Annotated in this window: 17 protein-coding genes; 6 read left to right on the forward strand and 11 right to left on the reverse strand. The window is 66.6% G+C overall.

The window, feature by feature from the left end; translation table 11 throughout:
- Window positions 1–144 precede the first annotated feature (144 nt).
- Window positions 145–1,137: a porphobilinogen synthase gene (gene hemB / locus BMZ25_RS00335; RefSeq protein WP_092686728.1), complete on the reverse strand. Its 993-nt coding sequence runs from the start codon at window positions 1,135–1,137 to the stop codon at window positions 145–147.
- Between the two features lie 125 nt (window positions 1,138–1,262).
- Here hemB and BMZ25_RS00340 point away from each other — a divergent pair, with 125 nt between their 5' ends.
- Window positions 1,263–1,787, forward strand: coding sequence for a component of SufBCD complex (locus tag BMZ25_RS00340; RefSeq protein WP_235859738.1), 525 nt, complete (start codon window positions 1,263–1,265; stop codon window positions 1,785–1,787).
- Between the two features lie 15 nt (window positions 1,788–1,802).
- Here BMZ25_RS00340 and BMZ25_RS20640 read toward each other — a convergent pair whose 3' ends face one another.
- Complete coding sequence (locus BMZ25_RS20640) at window positions 1,803–1,955, reverse strand: hypothetical protein (RefSeq protein WP_177190339.1); 153 nt, start codon at window positions 1,953–1,955, stop codon at window positions 1,803–1,805.
- A 217-nt stretch (window positions 1,956–2,172) separates the two neighbouring features.
- On the opposite strand from BMZ25_RS20640, the gene mfd reads away from it, so the two are divergent.
- Entirely contained in the window at window positions 2,173–5,634 is a 3,462-nt protein-coding gene (mfd, locus tag BMZ25_RS00345) for a transcription-repair coupling factor (RefSeq protein ID WP_092686731.1), read from the forward strand.
- 13 nt (window positions 5,635–5,647) lie between these two features.
- Here the strand turns inward: mfd and BMZ25_RS00350 are convergent, their stop codons facing one another.
- Genes BMZ25_RS00350 through BMZ25_RS00370 form a run of 6 tightly spaced genes read right to left on the reverse strand, consistent with a single transcriptional unit; the run spans window position 5,648 to window position 11,470 of the window.
- Window positions 5,648–6,838 carry a multidrug effflux MFS transporter gene (locus BMZ25_RS00350; RefSeq protein WP_235859739.1) on the reverse strand — a complete coding sequence of 397 codons (1,191 nt, stop codon included), beginning with the start codon at window positions 6,836–6,838 and terminating at the stop codon, window positions 5,648–5,650.
- Window positions 6,839–6,861: 23 nt separating this feature from the next.
- Window positions 6,862–7,506, reverse strand: a complete 645-nt coding sequence (locus BMZ25_RS00355; RefSeq protein WP_092686736.1) for a DsbA family oxidoreductase — start codon at window positions 7,504–7,506, stop codon at window positions 6,862–6,864.
- Window positions 7,493–9,025 (reverse strand): class I adenylate-forming enzyme family protein, encoded by a 1,533-nt coding sequence (locus tag BMZ25_RS00360; RefSeq protein WP_092686739.1) that lies wholly within the window; start codon window positions 9,023–9,025, stop codon window positions 7,493–7,495. The genes BMZ25_RS00355 and BMZ25_RS00360 overlap by 14 nt, the downstream gene beginning before the upstream one ends.
- A gap of 45 nt (window positions 9,026–9,070) precedes the next feature.
- Complete coding sequence (locus BMZ25_RS00365) at window positions 9,071–9,418, reverse strand: hypothetical protein (RefSeq protein WP_092686742.1); 348 nt, start codon at window positions 9,416–9,418, stop codon at window positions 9,071–9,073.
- Between the two features lie 37 nt (window positions 9,419–9,455).
- Complete coding sequence (locus BMZ25_RS20645; protein ID WP_177190340.1) at window positions 9,456–9,620, reverse strand: hypothetical protein; 165 nt, start codon at window positions 9,618–9,620, stop codon at window positions 9,456–9,458.
- Window positions 9,617–11,470, reverse strand: a complete 1,854-nt coding sequence (locus tag BMZ25_RS00370) for an extracellular solute-binding protein (protein ID WP_092686745.1) — start codon at window positions 11,468–11,470, stop codon at window positions 9,617–9,619. The genes BMZ25_RS20645 and BMZ25_RS00370 overlap by 4 nt, the downstream gene beginning before the upstream one ends.
- A 323-nt stretch (window positions 11,471–11,793) precedes the next feature.
- Between BMZ25_RS00370 and BMZ25_RS00375 the strand changes: the two genes are divergently transcribed.
- Window positions 11,794–12,567, forward strand: a complete 774-nt coding sequence (locus BMZ25_RS00375; protein WP_092686748.1) for a 3-hydroxybutyrate dehydrogenase — start codon at window positions 11,794–11,796, stop codon at window positions 12,565–12,567.
- Window positions 12,568–12,650: 83 nt separating this feature from the next.
- Window positions 12,651–13,682 (forward strand): patatin-like phospholipase family protein, encoded by a 1,032-nt coding sequence (locus BMZ25_RS00380; RefSeq protein WP_092688123.1) that lies wholly within the window; start codon window positions 12,651–12,653, stop codon window positions 13,680–13,682.
- Window positions 13,683–13,684: 2 nt separating this feature from the next.
- Here BMZ25_RS00380 and BMZ25_RS00385 read toward each other — a convergent pair whose 3' ends face one another.
- From BMZ25_RS00385 to BMZ25_RS00395, 3 genes are all read right to left on the reverse strand, one after another.
- Entirely contained in the window at window positions 13,685–14,392 is a 708-nt protein-coding gene (locus BMZ25_RS00385) for a DUF502 domain-containing protein (RefSeq protein ID WP_092686750.1), read from the reverse strand.
- Between the two features lie 78 nt (window positions 14,393–14,470).
- Entirely contained in the window at window positions 14,471–15,385 is a 915-nt protein-coding gene (locus tag BMZ25_RS00390; RefSeq protein WP_092686753.1) for a pseudouridine-5'-phosphate glycosidase, read from the reverse strand.
- Window positions 15,382–16,275 (reverse strand): PfkB family carbohydrate kinase, encoded by an 894-nt coding sequence (locus tag BMZ25_RS00395; RefSeq protein WP_092686756.1) that lies wholly within the window; start codon window positions 16,273–16,275, stop codon window positions 15,382–15,384. Before BMZ25_RS00395 ends, BMZ25_RS00390 begins: the two co-directional genes overlap by 4 nt.
- Window positions 16,276–16,470: 195 nt before the next feature.
- On the opposite strand from BMZ25_RS00395, the gene rpsB reads away from it, so the two are divergent.
- Together rpsB and tsf are read left to right on the forward strand one after the other, a co-directional pair.
- Window positions 16,471–17,352, forward strand: a complete 882-nt coding sequence (rpsB, locus tag BMZ25_RS00400; RefSeq protein WP_092686758.1) for a 30S ribosomal protein S2 — start codon at window positions 16,471–16,473, stop codon at window positions 17,350–17,352.
- Window positions 17,353–17,442: 90 nt separating this feature from the next.
- The gene (tsf, locus tag BMZ25_RS00405; protein ID WP_092686761.1) at window positions 17,443–18,318 is read left to right on the forward strand and encodes a translation elongation factor Ts; all 876 of its coding nucleotides are present in this window, start codon (window positions 17,443–17,445) and stop codon (window positions 18,316–18,318) included.
- Window positions 18,319–18,601 lie beyond the last annotated feature (283 nt).

Below are 18,601 nucleotides of genomic sequence, written 5' to 3' on the forward strand. Positions count from 1 at the left end.
GGAATCTGCCCCTCGATCATGTGTCTTGCCTGATGCCTCGCGGCGGCCTTATGGGAGCCGCTCGCAGGCGAACTATACGCAGCGGCAGCACGCAAGTCACCAATGTATCGCGCGCCACGCGGGTATCGGCGGGCGGTTGCTGGACTAGCCTGCCAGCCGGCGGGCGACCTCGGGGGCGAAATAGGTGAGGATGCCGTCGCAGCCCGCCCGCTTGAATCCAAGCACGCTCTCCATCATCACCTTCTCGCCGTCGATCCAGCCCTGGTCGGCCGCGCCGCGGATCATCGCGTATTCACCCGACACCTGATAGGCATAGGTCGGCACGCCAAAGGCGTCCTTCACTTGGCGGCAGATGTCGAGATAGGGCATGCCCGGCTTGACCATGACCATGTCGGCGCCCTCGATCAGGTCGCGCTCTACCAGGCGCAGCGCTTCAGCTGCGTTGCCCGGATCCATCTGGTAGGTCGCCTTGTCGCCCTTGAGCGCGCCCGAAGCGCCGACAGCGTCGCGGAACGGGCCGTAGAACGCGCTGGCATACTTCGCGGAGTAGGACATGATCGTCACGTCGGTGTGGCCCGCATCCTCGAGCGCGGTCCGCATCGCTCCGATGCGCCCGTCCATCATATCGGACGGCCCGAGGATGTCGGCCCCGGAATCGGCCTGCGCGAGCGCCATCTTCACCAGCGCCTCGACGGTCGCGTCGTTCACCACGACGCCGTCCCGCACGATCCCGTCGTGCCCGTTGATGTTGTAGGGGTCGAGCGCGACGTCGGTCATCACGGCGATCTCGGGTACCGCATCCTTGATCGCCCGGACGGCGCGATTCGACAGGTTGTCGGAGTTCCACGCCTCTTCGCAGAGCTCGGTCTTGAGCGCCGGGTCGGTGTAGGGAAAGAGGCAGACCGCCGGGATCCCCAGCGTCGCCGCCTCTTCGACCGCGGGCAGCAGCCGGTCGATCGTCAGGCGGTGCACGCCGGGCATCGACGGGATCGGATCGGCGGCGTCCTCGCCGTCACGCACGAAGACCGGCCAGATCAGGTCGCCGGGGCTGAGCGACGTCTCTCGCGTCAGGTCACGCAGGGCGGGCGTCCGGCGCAGGCGGCGAAAACGGGTGGAAGGATAGGGGGCTTGGGTCATGGCGCGGTGTCCGTTTGCAACGGCTCCGGGCATCGCACGGCGACCCGGCGCCATCAAGGCTGGTCATGCGTCCGGGCCGTAGCTAGTGTCGCGCCGACTTCCGTTACCGTCCCGAAAGGCTGCCCGTGAACTGGTTGGACACCGCCTTCACGCTGATCGACATGCGCTCGTTCTCGAACCTCTGGTACTGGATCGGCTTGGCGATGGTCTGGTCGACCACCAGCCACTGGGTGCTGGGTGTACCGTTCGACATGGTCGCGCGGGCGCGTCGCTACGGCGGGCAGGCCGAGGCGGACCTCGAGGACATGGTGCGCATCAACGTGAACCGGCTGCTGTTCATCGGCCGGGTGTCGGGGCTGTGGCTCGTGGCGCTGGGGGCGATGGGGCTGACGGCGCTCGTGATCCTGGGGTTCTGGTACCAGCTCGAGTTCGCGCAGGCGGTCTTCCTCATCGTGTTCCCGCTGAGCTTCGTCGGCGGGCTCAGCTTTTCGACGGCACGGCTGATCGTGGCGCAGGGCCTCTCCGGCGAGGCCCTGCGGCGGCGGCTGCTGCGGCATCGTCAGACGACGCAGGTGATCGGCATGATCTCGATCTTCTTCACCGCGATGTGGGGCATGTACCAGAACATGAACCTGGGCCCCTTCGGCTGAACGCCGGCGATCGGGTCACTCCGTGATCGGCGCCGGCGGCGTATCCGCCGTCTCGGCATCCGAGGGCGCGGCAATGGCCAGCGCGATGACGCCAAGCGCGACCGCCAACGCATAGGCGCAGTGAATCCAGTCCAGCGAACCGGGAATCCGGTGTCTACGGTATTTCATTGTCTCTGCCTCTGCTCGATGGAGTCCGTTTTCGGACTTCTCTTTCCGTGGGGGCAGTGTGCGACACTGGGACCTATCCGTGAAGCCCCTCGGACCGGACCCGGCGTTCACGATTTCAGAAGAGCCCCGGATCGGCACGGGCCCGCCGACGGAACGCCGCGGCACCGAGGGCCACTCGTGCGTTGACACCGCCGCGGGGGTGGTTACTTCGCCCGCCATGGCAGACCTATCGCATATCATCGTCGGCGGCGCCCCCGAAGGTTTCGACGCGCGGCTTGTCCTGCGCGAGCTCGACAAGAGCGGCGTCCCGGTGATCCACGTCGCCCGCGACGACAAGAGGCTCGCCGCCATGCAGGCGGCGCTGGCCTTCTACGCTCCGGACGTCACCGTGGTGACCTTTCCGAACTGGGATTGCCTGCCGTACGACCGGGTCTCGCCCAATGCCGACATCTCGGCCAACCGGATGGCGACGCTCGCGGCGCTGGCGCACGGGGTGCTTCCCAGCCGCTTCGTGCTGTTGACGACGCTCAACGCGGCGACGCAGCGCGTGCCGCCGCAGGAGCTTCTGCGCGAGGCCGCCTTCACCGCCGAGGTCGGCCGGCGGATCGATGAAAGTGCGCTGCGCAACTTCCTGGTGCGCATGGGGTTTTCGCAAGCGCCCACGGTGATGGAGCCCGGCGACTATGCCATTCGCGGCGGCATTATCGACGTCTGGCCGCCGGGGGACTCGGGGCCCGTCCGGCTGGATCTCTTCGGCGACACGCTGGACGGCGCCCGACGCTTCGATCCGGCGAGCCAGCGGACCACGGAAAAGCTGAACGCGGTCGAGCTTGCTCCCGTCTCGGAGGTGATCCTCGACGACGAGGCGATCACGCGGTTCCGCCAGAACTACCGGGTGGAGTTCGGCGCGGCGGGCACCGACGATCCGCTCTACGAAGCCGTGACCGCGGGCAAGAAGCACGCGGGCGTCGAACACTGGCTGGGCTTCTTCCACGAACGCCTCGAGACGCTGTTCGACTACCTGCCGAAGGCGACCATCTGCCTTGACGACCAGTCGGACGCCGCCCGTGTCGCCCGGTGGGAACTGATCGAGGACGCCTACGAAAACCGCCGGGAGGCGCTGAACGCCAAGTCGCGGCTCGATTCCGTCTACAAGCCCGCACCGCCGCAGCTTCTGTATCTGGACGATGCCGCCTGGGAGGCGACGGTCGCCGACCGCCGCGTGCTGCAATTCGTGCCGCTCCAGCGCGCCAGCGGCCCCGGCGTGATCGATGCCGGAGGCCGCATCGGCCGCAACTTTTCGCCCGAACGACAGATGGAAAGTGTCAGTCTTTTCGGGGCGTTGGCCGATCACATTAATAAGAAACGCAAGGAGCGGCAGGTCGTCGTCGCCTCGTATTCCGAAGGCGCGCGCGAGCGCCTGATGGGCCTGATCGAGGACGAGGATGTACAGGGCGCGATGCCGATCGCGGATTTCCGGGACGTCCCCGACGGCAGCGGCGGGCTGTATCTTGCGGTCTGGGCGCTGGAGCACGGGTTCGAGTCCGAGGGCCTGACGGTCATCTCGGAACAGGACGTGCTTGGCGACCGCCTGATACGCAAGCCGAAGAAGAAGCGGCGGGCCGAGAACTTCCTCACCGAGGCGCAATCGCTGTCGCCGGGTGACCTCATCGTGCATGTCGACCACGGGGTCGGGCGCTACAAGGGGCTGGAAGTGGTCAACGCGCTCGGCGCTGCGCACGAGATGATCCACCTCGAATACGCCGAGGAGGCACGGCTCTACCTGCCGGTGGAGAACATCGAGCTGCTCAGCCGCTTCGGACACGAGGAGGGGCTGCTCGACAAGCTGGGCGGCGGTGCGTGGCAGGCCAAGAAGGCCCGTCTGAAGGAGCGCCTGAAGGAGATCGCCGACCGGCTGATCCGGATCGCGGCCGAACGCGCGCTGCGGAAGGCGCCGATCATGGAGCCGCCCGAGGACATGTGGGACGCGTTCTCGGCCCGCTTCCCCTATGAGGAGACCGACGATCAGCTCTCGGCCATCAACGACGTGCTGGAGGACCTGAGCCAAGGGTCGCCGATGGACCGCCTGATCTGCGGCGATGTCGGTTTCGGCAAGACAGAGGTCGCCATGCGCGCGGCCTTCGTCGCGGCTATGTCGGGGGTGCAAGTAGCCGTCATCACGCCGACCACGCTGCTGGCTCGGCAGCACTATCAGAGCTTTTCCGAGCGTTTCCGAGGCTTTCCGGTCAACGTGCGCCAGCTGTCGCGCTTCGTCGGTCAGAAGGAAGCGGCCGAGACGCGCAAGGGTATGGCCGATGGCACGGTCGACATCGTCGTCGGGACGCACGCGCTTTTATCCAAGAATATCAAGTTCAAGGAACTCGGTCTTCTGGTGATCGACGAAGAGCAGCACTTCGGCGTCACCCACAAGGAGCGGCTGAAGCAGCTGCGATCGGACATCCACGTGCTGACGTTGACGGCGACACCGATCCCGCGGACGCTTCAACTGTCGCTCACAGGTGTCCGGGAACTTTCGATTATCGGGACGCCGCCGGTCGACCGGCTGGCGATCCGCACCTATGTCAGCGAGTTCGACACGATCACCATTCGCGAGGCGCTGCTGCGCGAGCATTACCGCGGCGGCCAGAGCTTTCTGGTCGTGCCGCGGATCGCCGACCTGCCGGAGATGGAGACGTTCCTGAAGGAAGAGGTGCCCGAGGTCAGCTTCGTCACCGCCACCGGACAGATGGCGGCGGGCGAGCTCGACGACCGCATGAACGCCTTCTACGACGGCAAGTACGACGTGCTTCTCGCGACGACCATCGTGGAATCCGGGCTGGATATCCCGACCGCCAACACGATGGTCATCCATCGCGCGGACATGTTCGGGCTATCGCAGCTCTACCAGATCCGCGGCCGGGTGGGCCGGTCCAAGGCGCGCGCCTATGCCTATCTCACGACCAAGCCCAAGGCCAAGCTGACCGCCACCGCCGAGAAGCGGCTGCGGGTGCTGGGATCGCTGGATTCGCTCGGCGCCGGCTTCACTCTGGCCAGCCAGGATCTCGACATCCGCGGCGCGGGCAACCTGGTGGGCGAAGAGCAGTCGGGCAATATCCGCGAGGTGGGCTACGAACTCTACCAGTCGATGCTCGAGGACGCGATCGGCAAGATCAAGTCGGGCGAGTTCGAAGGCCCCACCGAACTGGGCGAGACCTGGGCGCCGCAGATCAATCTGGGCGTACCCGTGCTGATCCCCGAGGATTACGTGCCAGACCTGGACGTGCGCCTCGGCCTCTATCGCCGCCTGTCCGAGCTGACCACCAAGGTCGAGCTCGAAGGCTTCGCGGCCGAGCTGATCGACCGCTTCGGCCCGCTGCCGAAGGAGGTGAACACGCTGCTGCTGGTGATCCGCATCAAGGCCGAGTGCAAGCGCGCGGGCATCGCCAAGCTGGACGCCGGGCCCAAGGGCGCGACGATCCAGTTCCACAACGACAAGTTCGTCAATCCCGAGGGGCTGGTCAGCTTCATCAAGGCGCAGGACGGCCTGGCCAAGGTGAAGGACAACAAGATCGTGGTGCGGCGCGACTGGGCGAAGGACAAGGACAAGATCCGGGGCGCCTTCTCGATCGCGCAGGATCTGGCGAAGCACGCCACGCCAAGGAAGACCGCCGACGCGTGAACGGGGCGGCGGCTCAGGCCGCCGCCGGGCCCGCCTCGCGCGATTTGCCCATCAGGAAGAACGCGATCGTCGAGCAGATCAGCGTGCCGATCGCCAGCGGCACCGAGGTGCCGTTGAACGCCAGCCCGATCGGCGCGGCGATGGCCACGGCCATCACCGTCGACACCGCCCCGACCACCGACGATGCGGTGCCTGCGATATGCCCCATCGGTTCGAGCGCGAGCGCGTTCAGGTTGCCGAAGGTCAGCCCGGCCATGAAGAAGACCGAGGTCGACCAGAAGAAGAAGGCCGGGAAGGCGAGCGCAACGGGCAGCAGGTCTTGGGTGACGAGCACGAGGTAGACGCCCGATACGGCGATCTGTGCCCCGTAGGCGCTCATCGCCATGCGACGCATGCCAAGGCGCATCACCAGCGTGCCGTTCAGGATCGTGCCGGTCGCGGTGATCAGGCCGCCGCACAGGAACCAGATCGGAAACGTCTCGCCCATGTCGAAGGTGACGTCGTAGATCTGTTGCACCGAGCTCAACAGCGCGAACATCTGCCCGAAGGCGAGGGTGAGCACCGCGATGTAGATGCGGACCATCGGATGCCCCAGCACCTCGCGCACCGCCCGCCACAGCGTCCCGGCGCGGATCGGGCGGCGGTTCTCGGGGGCGAGCGTCTCGGGCTGGCGCAGTGTCAGCCACGTGCCGCTCGTCAGGCCGAGGAGCAGGAACGCGCCGAACACGCCGTGCCAGCCGAACCCGGCGATGATGAGCGCGCCGACCGACGGCGCCATCGCTGGCACGATCAGGAAAACGGTCATCACGAAGGACATGATCTGGGCCATGCGGCGGCCGCCATAGAGGTCGCGCACCAGGGCCAATCCGACGACGCGCGGGGCCGAGGCGCCGAAGCCTTGCAGCGCGCGGGCGGCCAGCAGGAATGTCAGGTTGTCGGCAACCATGCCCAGCAGCGCGCCGGTCAGGTACAGGCCCAGACCGAAAAGGATCGCCGACTTTCGGCCCACCGCGTCCGACACGGGCCCCGCGACGAAGGTGCCGAAGCCCAGACCGAAGACGAACGCGCTGAGGATCAGCTGCGCGCGGTTGGGATCGTCCGGCGACATCTCGGCGGCGATCTCGGGCATGGCGGGCAGCATCGAGTCGATCGAGAACGCCACGGTTGCGAGAAGCAACGCCATCAGCCCGATGAATTCGGGCATCTTCAACTGTCGTTTCGGCGGCGTCATTGTTCTGCGTCCGCCTTCTGCACCAACTCGTCGATCACCTGCGTCCAGAGATCGGGCGGTTGCGCGCCGGGCACGACATGCTGGTTGGCGACCACGAAGGTCGGCACGCCCGACACTCCGCGTTCGCGCGCATGGGCGTCCCGTTCGCGGACCGAGGCGACATCCGCATCGGCACTGAGCAACCGTTCGGTCATCGCCCGGTCCATACCGGCGGCTTCGGCGATTTCGAGCAGGACGTCATTGGCGCCGATATTGCGGCCTTCCATGAAATACGCCCGGAACAGCCGGTCGACGACGTTGCGCTGGCGCCCCTCGAGCCCCGCCCAGTGGATCAGGCGATGCGCGTCGAGCGTGTTCGGCGTCACGTTGAGCGCGGGCCAGTCGATCTCGAGCCCAGCGGCGAGGGCGGCCTCGTCGATCTGCGAATAGACCTTCGCCGCCTCTTCGCGGCCGCCGAACTTCAGCTCGAGATACTCCCGCCGGTCCATGCCGCCAGCCGGCATGTCGGGGTTGAGCTGGAAGGGATGCCATTCGATCTCGAACGGGTGATCCTTGCGGGACTGAAGCGCGGTGTCGAGGTTGGCCTTGCCGATATAGCACCAGGGGCAGATCGGATCGGACAGGATATCAAGCTTGATCATCGGCGTGTTCCTCGTGGTCCTGCCGCAGCTGGCGCCGCAGGAGTTTTCCGTTGCCGCCCCGTGGCAGGACCGCGACCCGCCGCGCCAGGCGCGGCTGCTTGTACCGGGCAAGCCGTTCGGCGCAATGGCCGAGGATCGCAGCCTCGCCGGGGTCGTCGTCCGCCGTGTAGAACGCGGCTATGATTGTCGTATCCTTGGCAACCCGCAGCTCAACCGCCGCGGCGTCGGTGATGCCGGGACAGGCGATGAGGGCCTCTTCCACCTCGACGGGCGAGACGCGGAAGCCGCCGGCATTCATCATGTCGTCCTCGCGCCCCAGATAGGTCACGGCGCCGGACTCGTCCATGCTGCCGATGTCGCCGGTCCGGAACCACTCGCCCGACATGCGCCGCGCCGTCGCCTCGGGCGCATCCAAGTATCCCAGCATCAGCCCCGGATCCCGGCGCGACACCGCGATGACACCACGCTCGCCGCGCGCGACGGGGGCACCGTCGGTCCCCAGAATCGCCACGCGCCGCCCCGGCTGCGGGCGTCCGAGCGTTCCGGCCGGCGCGGGATCGGCCGGGTTGCCGGAAATGAAGGTCGAGCATTCGGACATCCCGAACGCTTCGTGGATTGCCGTTCCGGTTGCCGCGCGCCACGCATCGTGGAGTGACGAGGCCAACTTTTCGCCGGCCGACAGGCCGTGGCGCAGTCGGCGCAGGGCAAGGTTCGCGTCCGATTTCAGAAGTTGGCGATAAATACCTGGTGCGGCGGCAAAAACCGTCACGTCATGTCGTTGGAGTAGCAGCGGAATCATGGACGGTGTCACGCCGGCCGCGGGGATCAGGGCCGTCGCACCGACAGACCAAGGGTCCATCAGGCCGGTCCCCATCGTGTAGGTCCAGTTGAACGCCCCGGCATGCATCAGACGATCCCCGGGACCGAGTGCGTACCAATGGTCGATCATCATGCGCCGCGCCCAGATCGAGCGATGCGCGTGCAGGACGGCTTGGGGCCTGGCAGAGGTGCCCGACGAGAACACCGCGAAGGCCGGCCGCTCGGGCGAGCCCATGTGAAACGCTGCCGGCGCATGGTCCCGAAGCGCGCGCAACGCCTCCAGCGAAAGGACCGGCGTGTCGCCGTCGGGCAGGGCGACATCCGGTGCGGCAAGGATCAGCCGCGGCGCGACGGGGCCGGCCATCCGGGTGATCTCGGCGCGTGTCAACTGCGCCGAGGTCGGCACGGGAACCAGACCGGCGGCGATGGAGGCGAGATAGGCGATGGGAAAGTCGACGGTGTTGCCCAGGCGAAGCAGCACGCGGTCGCCCGGAGACAATCCCTGTGCCAAAAGGCCGCCGGCAGTCCCCAGAACGACCTCTTTCAGACGCGTATAGCTCCACCGTTCGGCCCCGGTTGGCCCCACGACGGCCAGGGCCACGCGATCGCTGCATGCGTCCGCATGGGCCAGCACATGAGCCGCCATGTTGAAGGGGTCGGGGCAGGGCGCCGGCGCGCCGGTATCATAGATCGCCTGCATGCCTTGGTCGCTACGCCCCGGCGGGCGCCGATGCAAGCGCGCGGCTCAGTCGTCGCGGCCGAGCGGGCGCTCGGGCATCTCCTCGTCGCCGAACTCGGAGTCCTCATCATAGACGTCCTCGCCCGGCGGGATGTGCCGTGCGCTTTCCATGATGTTCGCGTTGTCGCGGAACTCATCCATCTTGACGTCGGTCGGGATCTCGCCCTGCAGCCACGCCGAGACCTGCTCTTCCGCCTCGCGGGCGGTCAGGTCGTGGGCCTTGGCGAGATAGTCGAGAAACCGCACGAGATCGCCGTCGGTCGCCAGCAGGTCCGCTTGGTTCGTGTTCGGCCAGCGCTGCTCGACCCGCTCGACGAAAGCGGGCCAATTGTTCTGAACGTCGCTCCATTGCATGGATGTCGTGCCTTCTTTTTCGTGTGCGTCCCGTCGATCAATGCCGGGACGCAGAAGGCAGTTCCACGGGATCGGCCGGTCCTTGCGTGACCACCCGGACGGCGGTGCCGCCGGCGGTTCCGGCCACCTTGATCGGCAGCGTTATCAGGGCGCATCCCGACAGCATCGCGCCAAGGACCGTGATTAGCACCAGCGCCCTCATTCCGCCTCCTCCGCATCGGTCTCTTCGGACCACCAGACATCCGGCTGAAAGCCGAGCCAGTCCCCGTACATCGAGATCGTCTCGGGATATTTCAGCCGCGAGACATGGGCGAGGCGGCCCACCTCGGAGTACCAGATCGGGATCACGTAGCGGCCGGTGGTAAGCGCGCGGTCCAGCGCCTTGACCGCGGCGTTGAACTCGTCCTCGGTCTTGGAGGTCAGCAGCCTGTCGATCATCGCGTCGATCGCCGGGCTTTCGGCCCCCATCCAGTTGTAGCTGCCCTCGGTGTCGGCCATCTCGGACGACCAATAATACTGCTGCTCGGTCCCGGGGCTGAGCGACAGCGTCCGCAGGTAATAGGTCATGCCGAAGTCGAATGACTGCGTGCGTTCGCGGTACTGGGCGTTGTCCACCGTCACGACGTCCGCGAAGATGCCCAGCCGCTCAAGCGCGCCGGTGAAGATGTCTATCATCTGCGGCGCCCAGGTCCCCCCGTAGATCGCCGTGGCGCTCTGATTCAGAAGGATCTCGAAGCTCAGCGTCTCGCCATCGGCGTTGCGCATCACGCCGTCCTCGACCGACCAGCCGGCATCGCGGAGAAGCTGCATCGCCGCCCGCAGGTTCTTGCGGTTTCGCGCGGTGCCATCGGATTCGGGGAGCTCGTAGCCCTCGAGCGCGCCGGGCAGCAGCGTGTCGGAGAACGGCTCGAGCAGCTCGCGCACGCGACCTTCCGCGGGGCCGTGATCCATCGCCAGGACCGAGTTGTGGAAATACGAGCGGATTCGGGGCTGGTCGCCGCCGCCCAGTGTCTCGTTCATGAACTCGTAATTGAAGGCGAGCAGCATCGCCTCGCGCACCCGCCAGTCGTCGAACGGCGCGCGGCGGGTGTTCATCACGAAGCCCGCGATGCCGGTCGGCCTGTCGTGCGGGATCTCGGACTTCACGATCTCGCCGGATTGCACGGCGGGGAACGTGTACTGGCGCTCCCACTCGCCGGCGTTGAGCTCACGGTAGGTGTCCAGGACGCCCGCCTTGAACGCCTCGAACACGACGTCGCCGTCCCCGAAATACTCGTACCGGATCTCCTCGAGATTGTGCTGGCCACGCATGACCGGCAGGTCGGCCGCCCACCAATCCTCGTCGCGCATCAGGCGGATGAAGCGACCGGCCTCGTACTCGCCGATCGTGTAGGGGCCCGAACCGATCGGGACCACGTCGAAGCCCGACGCGGTGAAATCGCGGTCCTCGTACTGCGCCTTCTTGAGGATCGGGCGCAGGCCCAGAATCAGCGGGAGCTCACGGTCGATCGTGTTGAAGGTGAAGCGGACCGTGCGCGGGCCGGTCTCTTCGACGGACTCGACCTTGTCCCAGGCGGCGCGGTAGCGGGGATGGCCCTCGGTGCCGAGCGTCTCGTAGGACCAGATGACATCCTCGACCGTGATCGGCGTGCCGTCCGAGAACTCGGCCTCTTCGCGCAGGGTGAATTCCACCCAGCTGCGCTCTTCGTCGGTCTCGACCGATTCGGCGATCAGGCCGTAGAGCGTGAAGGGTTCGTCCCACGAGCGGGCCATGAGCGACTGGAATACGTAGTTGCCGACGCCATAGGGCGCCTCGCCCTTCAGGATATGGGGATTGAGGCTGTTGAAGCTGCCGGCCTCGCCGAAGACGATGCGCCCACCCTTGGGGGCGTCGGCGTTGACATAGGGCAGGGCCACAAAATCCGGTGGCAGCGCGGGCTCGCCATACATAGCGATGCCATGCTGCGGCTCGGCATGGGCGCCGTCGACGCCGGCGAGCATCACCGACAGGGCGGCGGCGGCGAGCGTCTGAACGGATAGAATTCTGCTCATATCGGCAACGGCCCTCCGGATGCCTTGTTATTGTTGGGCTTTAGGTTACGGGCGCAGGTCATGGTTTTCAAACTTTTAGCTTGGCCAACGGAGAAGAACGGCCTATATAAGACTCACTGCTCGATAGGTTTCTTGCCTGTATGAAACCTGCCTCAATAACTGGCGCCCGCCTTGTGCGGGCGCTTTTTTTGTCTGGAACTTCCTCTCGGGGCAGGCCCCGCGCCGGCAGCGTCGTCGGAAAAATTCCCGCGGGCACCCTGTCTTTCGCAACTGCAGCACATACCATGCAAGGCGACTGACCTGCGACAGGAGGAAACTTGCGGATGTCACTCAAGGGAAAGACCGCCGTCATCACCGGGTCCAATTCGGGGATCGGTCTGGGCGTGGCGCGAGAGCTGGCCAAGGCCGGTGCCAACGTGGTGCTGAACTCGTTCACAGACCGCAAGGAGGATCATGACCTCGCGCAGGAGATCGCCGACAGCCACGGCGTCGAGGCCCGCTACATCAAGGCCGACCTCTCGAAGGGCGACGAGGCGCGGGGTCTGATCGAGACCGCCGGCACCTGCGACATCCTGGTGAACAACGCCGGCATCCAGCACGTCGCGCCTGTTGAGGAGTTTCCGGCCGAGAAATGGGACGCGATCATCGCGATCATGCTGTCCTCGGCCTTTCACACCTCGGCCGTTGCGGTTCCGATGATGCGCAAGGCCGGCTGGGGCCGCATCGTCAACATCGCGAGCGCCCACGGCCTGCGCGCCTCGCCCTACAAGTCGGCCTATGTCGCCGCGAAGCATGGCGTGGTGGGGATGACCAAGGTCGTCGCGCTGGAGACCGCGCAGGAGCCGATCACCGCCAACGCGATCTGCCCGGGCTACGTGATGACGCCGCTGGTGGAGTCGCAAATCCCGGACACGATGAAGCAGTACGGCATGGACCGGGAGACCGCGATCAAGGAAGTGATCCTGGACCGACAGCCCTCTAAGGAGTTCACCACCGTCGAGGAGCTGGGCGGCGTGACGACGTTCCTGTGTTCGGACGCGGCCAAGCAGATCACCGGAACGACGATCAGTGTCGACGGTGGATGGACCGCGATGTAGGCGACCGGGCAGGGGGCTCTGCCCCCGGTCCCGCCGCCGGCGGGACCCCCAGGGATATTTCGGGACAGAAGAAGCGCATGACGATGAAGAGGATCAACCTCGCGCTGCAGGGCGGCGGTGCCCACGGCGCGTTCACGTGGGGCGTGCTCGACAGGTTGCTGCAGGTGGAGGATATAGAGATCGCCGGCATCTCGGGCACCTCGGCCGGGGCGCTGAACGGGGCCGCGCTGAAGGCCGGGCTGGCGACCGGAGGCCGTGAAGCCGCGCGGGAGAACCTGGACTGGCTCTGGGGCCAGGTGGGTGCGCTGGACGAGACGCCGATCATCGACTGGATGATCGCCGCGTCGCCGACGCCGGGGATGATGAGCACGGCGCTGGAATACTCGCCGCAATACCTGGCGGCCGACGCTGCGATGCGGCTTTTCAGTCCGTATTCGCTGGGACCGTTCTACAGAAATCCGCTGGAACGGATCGTGCGGCGGTTCGACTTCGACAATGTCTGTGCCAAGGCCGGGCCGGCGCTGTTCATCTGTGCGACCAATGTGCGCACGGGCAAGATCAAGGTCTTTTCCGGCGACGAGATCGGCGACAGCGTGATCATGGCGTCGGCGTGCCTGCCGACATTGTTCCAGGCGGTGCACGTGACCGATCCGGCCACCGGCGAGACCGACGCCTACTGGGACGGCGGCTATACCGGAAACCCGGCCCTGTTCCCGTTGTTCGACCATGCGCTGCCCGCCGACATCATGGTGATCAACATCAACCCGCTGGAGCGGTCGCGCCTGCCGGTGAGCCCGCAGGAGATCATGAACCGGATCAACGAGATCAGCTTCAACTCGTCGCTGCTGCGGGAGCTGCGCGCGATCGAGTTCGTTCAGCGGCTAATCGCCGAGGGCCGGATGCCCGTGGGCGCGATGAAGAATGTCCTCATTCACATGGTGTCGGACGACGCCCTGATGAACGAGCTGAGCGTGGCCACCAAGGTCGTGCCCTCCGGGGTGGTTCTGGCGGCGCTGAAGGACGCCGGTCAGCGGGCGGCGGACCAGTTCCTCGAGCAGCATTTCGACGACCTGAACGTCGTCAGTTCCGTCGACCTGCCGAAAATGTTCAACTGACCCTATTCCGCCGCGCGGTGCACCTGCGCCGGCGGCTGGGTGGGATCCTTGGCGTTGGGATAGACGAGACCCGCCGAGATCACGAGCTTGGCCGCGTCCTCGACGCTCATCTCGAGCTCGATCACCTCGGAGCGGGGCACGAACAGAAGGAAGCCCGAGGTGGGGTTGGGCGTCGTCGGCAGGAACACCGATAGCTTCTGTTCCGACACGGGGATGCCGCGCTCGATCTCGCCCTTGGTGGTGGTCGAGACGAAGGCGATCGACCAGATCCCGCGTCGCGGATATTCCACCAGGCAGGCGCGGTCGAAAGACGTCTCCGTCTGGGCGAACACCGTCTCGGCGATCTGCTTGAGCCCGTTATAGACCGAACGGACCACCGGCATCCGGTCGACCAGGCCCTCGGCGAACCGGAGCAGCGAGCGACCGATCAGCCCCTTGGCGAGCCAGCCGATGATGATGGTGAACACCAGGAAGAAGATGACGCCGACGCCGCGGAGATTGATGCCGATGTATTGTTCGGGCTGAAAGCGCGACGGCACCAGCGGCAGGACGAAGGCGTCGACCCATCCCATCACCGTCCAGATCAGCCACAGCGTGAGGCCGATCGGGGCGATCACCACCAGCCCCGTCAGGAAGCTCGCGCGGAGCGACCCGAACAGGCTGGCGCGGCGGCGGGTTTCCGCCGCTTCGGCGAGGGGATTGTTGCTCATCGTCAGTCGGCCTTGTCGGACAGAGCGAAATTAGGCGCTCTCTGGGAGGATCACAACGGGCACGGGTCCCGCCACGGCTCATCCCCTGCGCAAGGCGCTGATCTGTTGTGCAATCCCGGCGGCCAGACGCGCATTGTTCAGCACAAGGGCGATATTCGCCTCGAGCGAGCGGCCCTCGGTCAGTTCGAAGATCCGCTGGAGCAGGAAGGGCGTGACGTCCTTGCCCAAGATGCCCTGCGCCCGCGCCTCGTCCTGCGCCGTGGCGATCACCGGGGCGAGATCCTCAGCCGGGATTTCGTCGGCCTCGGGGATCGGATTGGCGACGAGTTGCCCGCCGGAAAGGCCGATCCGGCCGCGCATGACATGGGCGCGGGCGATCCCGGCCGGATCGTCCAGGCGCAGGGGCGCCCTGAGACCCGAGACGCGCGACCAGAAGGCGGGAAAGCTGTCCTGGCCGACGGCGATGACGGGGACGCCGTGGGTTTCGAGCACCTCAAGCGTCTTGGGGATGTCGAGGATCGCCTTGGCGCCGGCCGCGACCACGCTGACCGGCGTCTGGCCCAGTTCCGCAAGATCGGCGGAGATGTCGAAGGTTTCTTCCGCGCCGCGATGCACGCCGCCGATGCCGCCGGTGGCGAAGACGTCGATGCCGGCGAGATTCGCCGCGATCATCGTCGCCGCCACGGTGGTGGCGCCGGTGCCGCCGGTGGCGAGGCAGACCGCGAGATCGGCGCGCGACAGCTTGGCGACGCCCTCGGTTCGGGCGAGCCCGTCGAGCTGCGCGTCGCTCAGGCCCACGTGCAGCGTGCCGGCGATCACGGCGATCGAGGCGGGCACGGCGCCCGCGTCTCGGATCGTCCGCTCGACGGCGCGGGCGGTCTCGACATTGCGGGGAAAGGGCATGCCGTGGGTCACGATCGTGGTCTCGAGCGCGACGATCGGACGACCGTCGCGCCGTGCGGCGGCGACTTCGGGCGAAAGCTCTGGGGTCATGGGGAAACGTCTCCGGATACGTGCAGGGCGGCGGCGCGCAGGGCCGCGTTAAGAGCATCGTCTGGCGCGGCACCGTCTTGTTCGGCGGCGATGTGGGCGGCCATGAACGAGTCGCCGGCGCCGGTCACACGGGTCACGAGGACCTCGGGCGGCGTGGCCTTGCGGGGGCCGTTCACGCCATCCTCGGCCGCGGGGGCAGCACCGTCGGTCACGAGCGCGCGGTGCGCGCCGCGGGCGACCAGCGCTGCGGCGGCCTCGGCGGCATCGTCCACCGGGCGGCCGACGATCAGACCGGCTTCTTCGCGGTTGACGTAGAAGGTCGCGGTCGGGTGACCCAGAAGCGGGACAAGCCGCTCGGCCTTGCCCGGAGAGGCGGGCGCGATCTTGAGATCCGCGGAAGCGAAGGCGGGCAGCCCGGCGATGCGGGCCAGCAGGCCCTCCGTCAGGTTGCCGTCCAGCGCGATGGGCCCGGTCCAGGGTGTCTCGACCGTGCCGAGGCGGCCGTCCGACAGCGGCGCCAGGATCTTCTCGCCTGCCTGTTCCAGCGAATGGGCATCGGCGATGGCGGCGATCAGGCCGTTCGCGCCCTCGACGGCCATGTAGGAATCGGTCGGCAGGTCGTCCGAGCGATAGAGATGCGCGGTGCCGATCCCCAACTCCCGGGCCGCGGCGAGCAACGCGTCGCCCTCGACATCGCGGCCCACGGCGCTCAGAAGCTCGGGCACCAGGCCGAAACGGCGCAAGGCGAGGGCGATGTTCATGGCGACGCCGCCGGGCTGGCGCACGATGCGTCCGGGCACGTCCGAGCCCACGCGCATGTGCGCACCCGAGCGGCCGATCACGTCCCACAGGACGCTGCCGATGCACAGGATATCGGGTGTCACGCTCATGCGGTCTCTGTGACGCCGGGCCGCGGCCGGTGCAAGGGGCAGGGGGCTCTTGCGTCCCGCGAGGAACGGGTGTAGATCGCGCGACACTTCACAGGCGGGGCTTGGGCCATGCGGGGAGAAATCCCGTATCGGTCCGCCGGTTGAGCCCTAAGGCTCTGACGTCCCGCCGAGGCGCAAACCGGAAAGGACAAGGACATGGCGCTCCCTGATTTCAATCTGCGTCAGCTTCTGGAAGCTGGCGTTCACTTCGGTCACCAGACCCAACGCTGGAACCCCCGCATGGGGCCGTACATCTACGGCGAGCGGAACGGGATCCACATCGTCGACCTCACCCAGACCGTCCCGATGCTGGACCAGGCGCTGCAGGTGATCCGCGACACCGTCGCCAAGAACGGCCGCATCCTCTTCGTCGGCACCAAGCGCCAGGCCCAAAAGCCGATCGCCGATGCCGCCGAGCGCTGTGCGCAGTACTACATGAACCACCGCTGGCTGGGCGGCACGCTGACCAACTGGAAGACCGTGAGCCAGTCGATCCAGCGTCTCAAGCACATCGACGAGCGCATGGCCGAAGGCGCCGAGGGTCTCACCAAGCGTGAGCGCCTCGCCATGGAGCGCGACCAGGAGAAGCTGAACGCCTCGCTCGGCGGCATCCGCGAGATGGGCGGCGTTCCGGACCTTCTGTTCGTCATCGACGTGAACAAGGAAGACCTTGCCATCGCCGAGGCGAAGAAGCTGAACATCCCCGTGGTGGCGGTGGTCGACACCAACTGCACCCCCGCGGGTGTGGATTACGTCATTCCGGGCAACGACGACGCGGCGCGCGCCATCGGCCTGTACTGCGATCTCGTCAGCCGTGCGGCGCTCGACGGCATGTCGGCCCAGATGACGGCTGCCGGTGTCGACGTCGGCGCGATGGAGGAAGCGGTCCAGGAAGAAGCGCTGGCCGAGGAAGAAGAGCAGCCGCGCGAGCCCGCGCTGGCCGATGCCGGCGCCGAGATCGGCGATGTCAGCAAGGAAGGCGTGCACGACGATTCCGTCGCCAAGGACGCGCCCTACAACCTGGACAACAAGGACTGAGCCCGTCCGGGCCTTCTGTCATTGAATTGATACCGGGGGCCGTTACGGGCGCCCGGTGTCATCGGAGATCAATTCGAGGAGAGCCAGACCATGGCCATCACCGCTGCTCAAGTGAAAGACCTGCGCGAACAGACCGGCGCGGGCATGATGGATGCCAAGAAGGCGCTGACCGAGACCGATGGCGACATGGAAGCCGCCATTGACTGGCTGCGCACCAAGGGCCTTGCCAAGGCCGCCAAGAAATCCGGCCGCACCGCCGCCGAAGGCCTCGTCGCCGTCAAGGTCGACAATGGCCGTGGCGTCGCCGTCGAGGTGAACGCCGAGACGGACTTCGTCGCCAAGAACGCGGACTTCCAGACCATGGTGTCGAAGATCGCCGACGAGGCCGTCAAGGTCGACGACGTCGAGGCGCTGAAGCAGGCCGATCTCGGCGGCAAGTCCGTGGACGAGTCGATCACCGACGCGATTGCGAAGATCGGCGAGAACATGTCGCTGCGCCGCATGGCCGTCATCGAGGCCGAGGGCGTCGCCGCCTATGTCCACAACGCCGCCGCGAGCGGCATGGGCAAGATCGGTGTGCTCGTCGGCTATACCGGCGGCAACGAGGATTTCGCGCGCCAGGTCGCCATGCACATTGCCGCGGTCAACCCCGCGTCGCTGAGCGAGACCGACCTGGACCCCGCGCTCGTCGAGCGTGAAAAGCAGGTCCTGACCGAACAGGCGCGCGCCTCGGGCAAGCCCGAGCAGGTCATCGAAAAGATGATCGAGGGCCGGATGAAGAAGTACTTCTCGGAAGTGACGCTTCTGAACCAGAGCTTTGTCGTCAATCCCGACCTGACCGTCGGTGCCGCGGCCGAGGAAGCCGGCGCCACGATCACCGGTTTCGTCCGCCTCGAAGTGGGCGAGGGGATCGAAGTCGAGAAAGAGGACTTCGCGGCCGAGGTCGCCAAGGCGGCCCAGGGCTGACACTTTCGGAAAATCCGAACTGACGAACGGTGCGCTTCCACCAAAGCGCACCGTTCTTTTTTCAGAGATGCCCGACACTGACCATTCGGGGATGAGAGGTCGCCCGGGTCTTCTCTGAGCGGATACTGACCGGGCGGAGAATGCACCCGGCCAGCACCAATCCGGTTTCCCGGCACCGAAAGATCGAAAACCGTAATTGCGGCCCGCCTCCCGGTGTCTGTTCCCTGGTCCAAGACCACCACTCACGGAACACCTGTAAGATGCCCAAAAGCCTTACCCTACG

It is taken from the genome of Tranquillimonas rosea, assembly GCF_900111315.1.
In the GTDB taxonomy this organism is placed as follows: domain Bacteria; phylum Pseudomonadota; class Alphaproteobacteria; order Rhodobacterales; family Rhodobacteraceae; genus Tranquillimonas; species Tranquillimonas rosea.

Coding starts and splice junctions, on each gene's coding strand:
- BMZ25_RS00390 (WP_092686753.1), bottom strand. CDS start 15,385: ATGACCCCAGAGCTTTCGCCCGAAGTCGCCGCCGCACGGCGCGACGGT.
- BMZ25_RS00375 (WP_092686748.1), top strand. CDS start 11,794: ATGTCACTCAAGGGAAAGACCGCCGTCATCACCGGGTCCAATTCGGGG.
- BMZ25_RS00395 (WP_092686756.1), bottom strand. CDS start 16,275: ATGAGCGTGACACCCGATATCCTGTGCATCGGCAGCGTCCTGTGGGAC.
- rpsB (WP_092686758.1), top strand. CDS start 16,471: ATGGCGCTCCCTGATTTCAATCTGCGTCAGCTTCTGGAAGCTGGCGTT.
- BMZ25_RS00355 (WP_092686736.1), bottom strand. CDS start 7,506: ATGATCAAGCTTGATATCCTGTCCGATCCGATCTGCCCCTGGTGCTAT.
- BMZ25_RS00365 (WP_092686742.1), bottom strand. CDS start 9,418: ATGCAATGGAGCGACGTTCAGAACAATTGGCCCGCTTTCGTCGAGCGG.
- BMZ25_RS20640 (WP_177190339.1), bottom strand. CDS start 1,955: ATGAAATACCGTAGACACCGGATTCCCGGTTCGCTGGACTGGATTCAC.
- BMZ25_RS00370 (WP_092686745.1), bottom strand. CDS start 11,470: ATGAGCAGAATTCTATCCGTTCAGACGCTCGCCGCCGCCGCCCTGTCG.
- hemB (WP_092686728.1), bottom strand. CDS start 1,137: ATGACCCAAGCCCCCTATCCTTCCACCCGTTTTCGCCGCCTGCGCCGG.
- BMZ25_RS00380 (WP_092688123.1), top strand. CDS start 12,651: ATGAAGAGGATCAACCTCGCGCTGCAGGGCGGCGGTGCCCACGGCGCG.
- BMZ25_RS00385 (WP_092686750.1), bottom strand. CDS start 14,392: ATGAGCAACAATCCCCTCGCCGAAGCGGCGGAAACCCGCCGCCGCGCC.
- mfd (WP_092686731.1), top strand. CDS start 2,173: ATGGCAGACCTATCGCATATCATCGTCGGCGGCGCCCCCGAAGGTTTC.
- BMZ25_RS00350 (WP_235859739.1), bottom strand. CDS start 6,838: ATGCCCGAATTCATCGGGCTGATGGCGTTGCTTCTCGCAACCGTGGCG.
- BMZ25_RS00360 (WP_092686739.1), bottom strand. CDS start 9,025: ATGCAGGCGATCTATGATACCGGCGCGCCGGCGCCCTGCCCCGACCCC.
- BMZ25_RS20645 (WP_177190340.1), bottom strand. CDS start 9,620: ATGAGGGCGCTGGTGCTAATCACGGTCCTTGGCGCGATGCTGTCGGGA.
- tsf (WP_092686761.1), top strand. CDS start 17,443: ATGGCCATCACCGCTGCTCAAGTGAAAGACCTGCGCGAACAGACCGGC.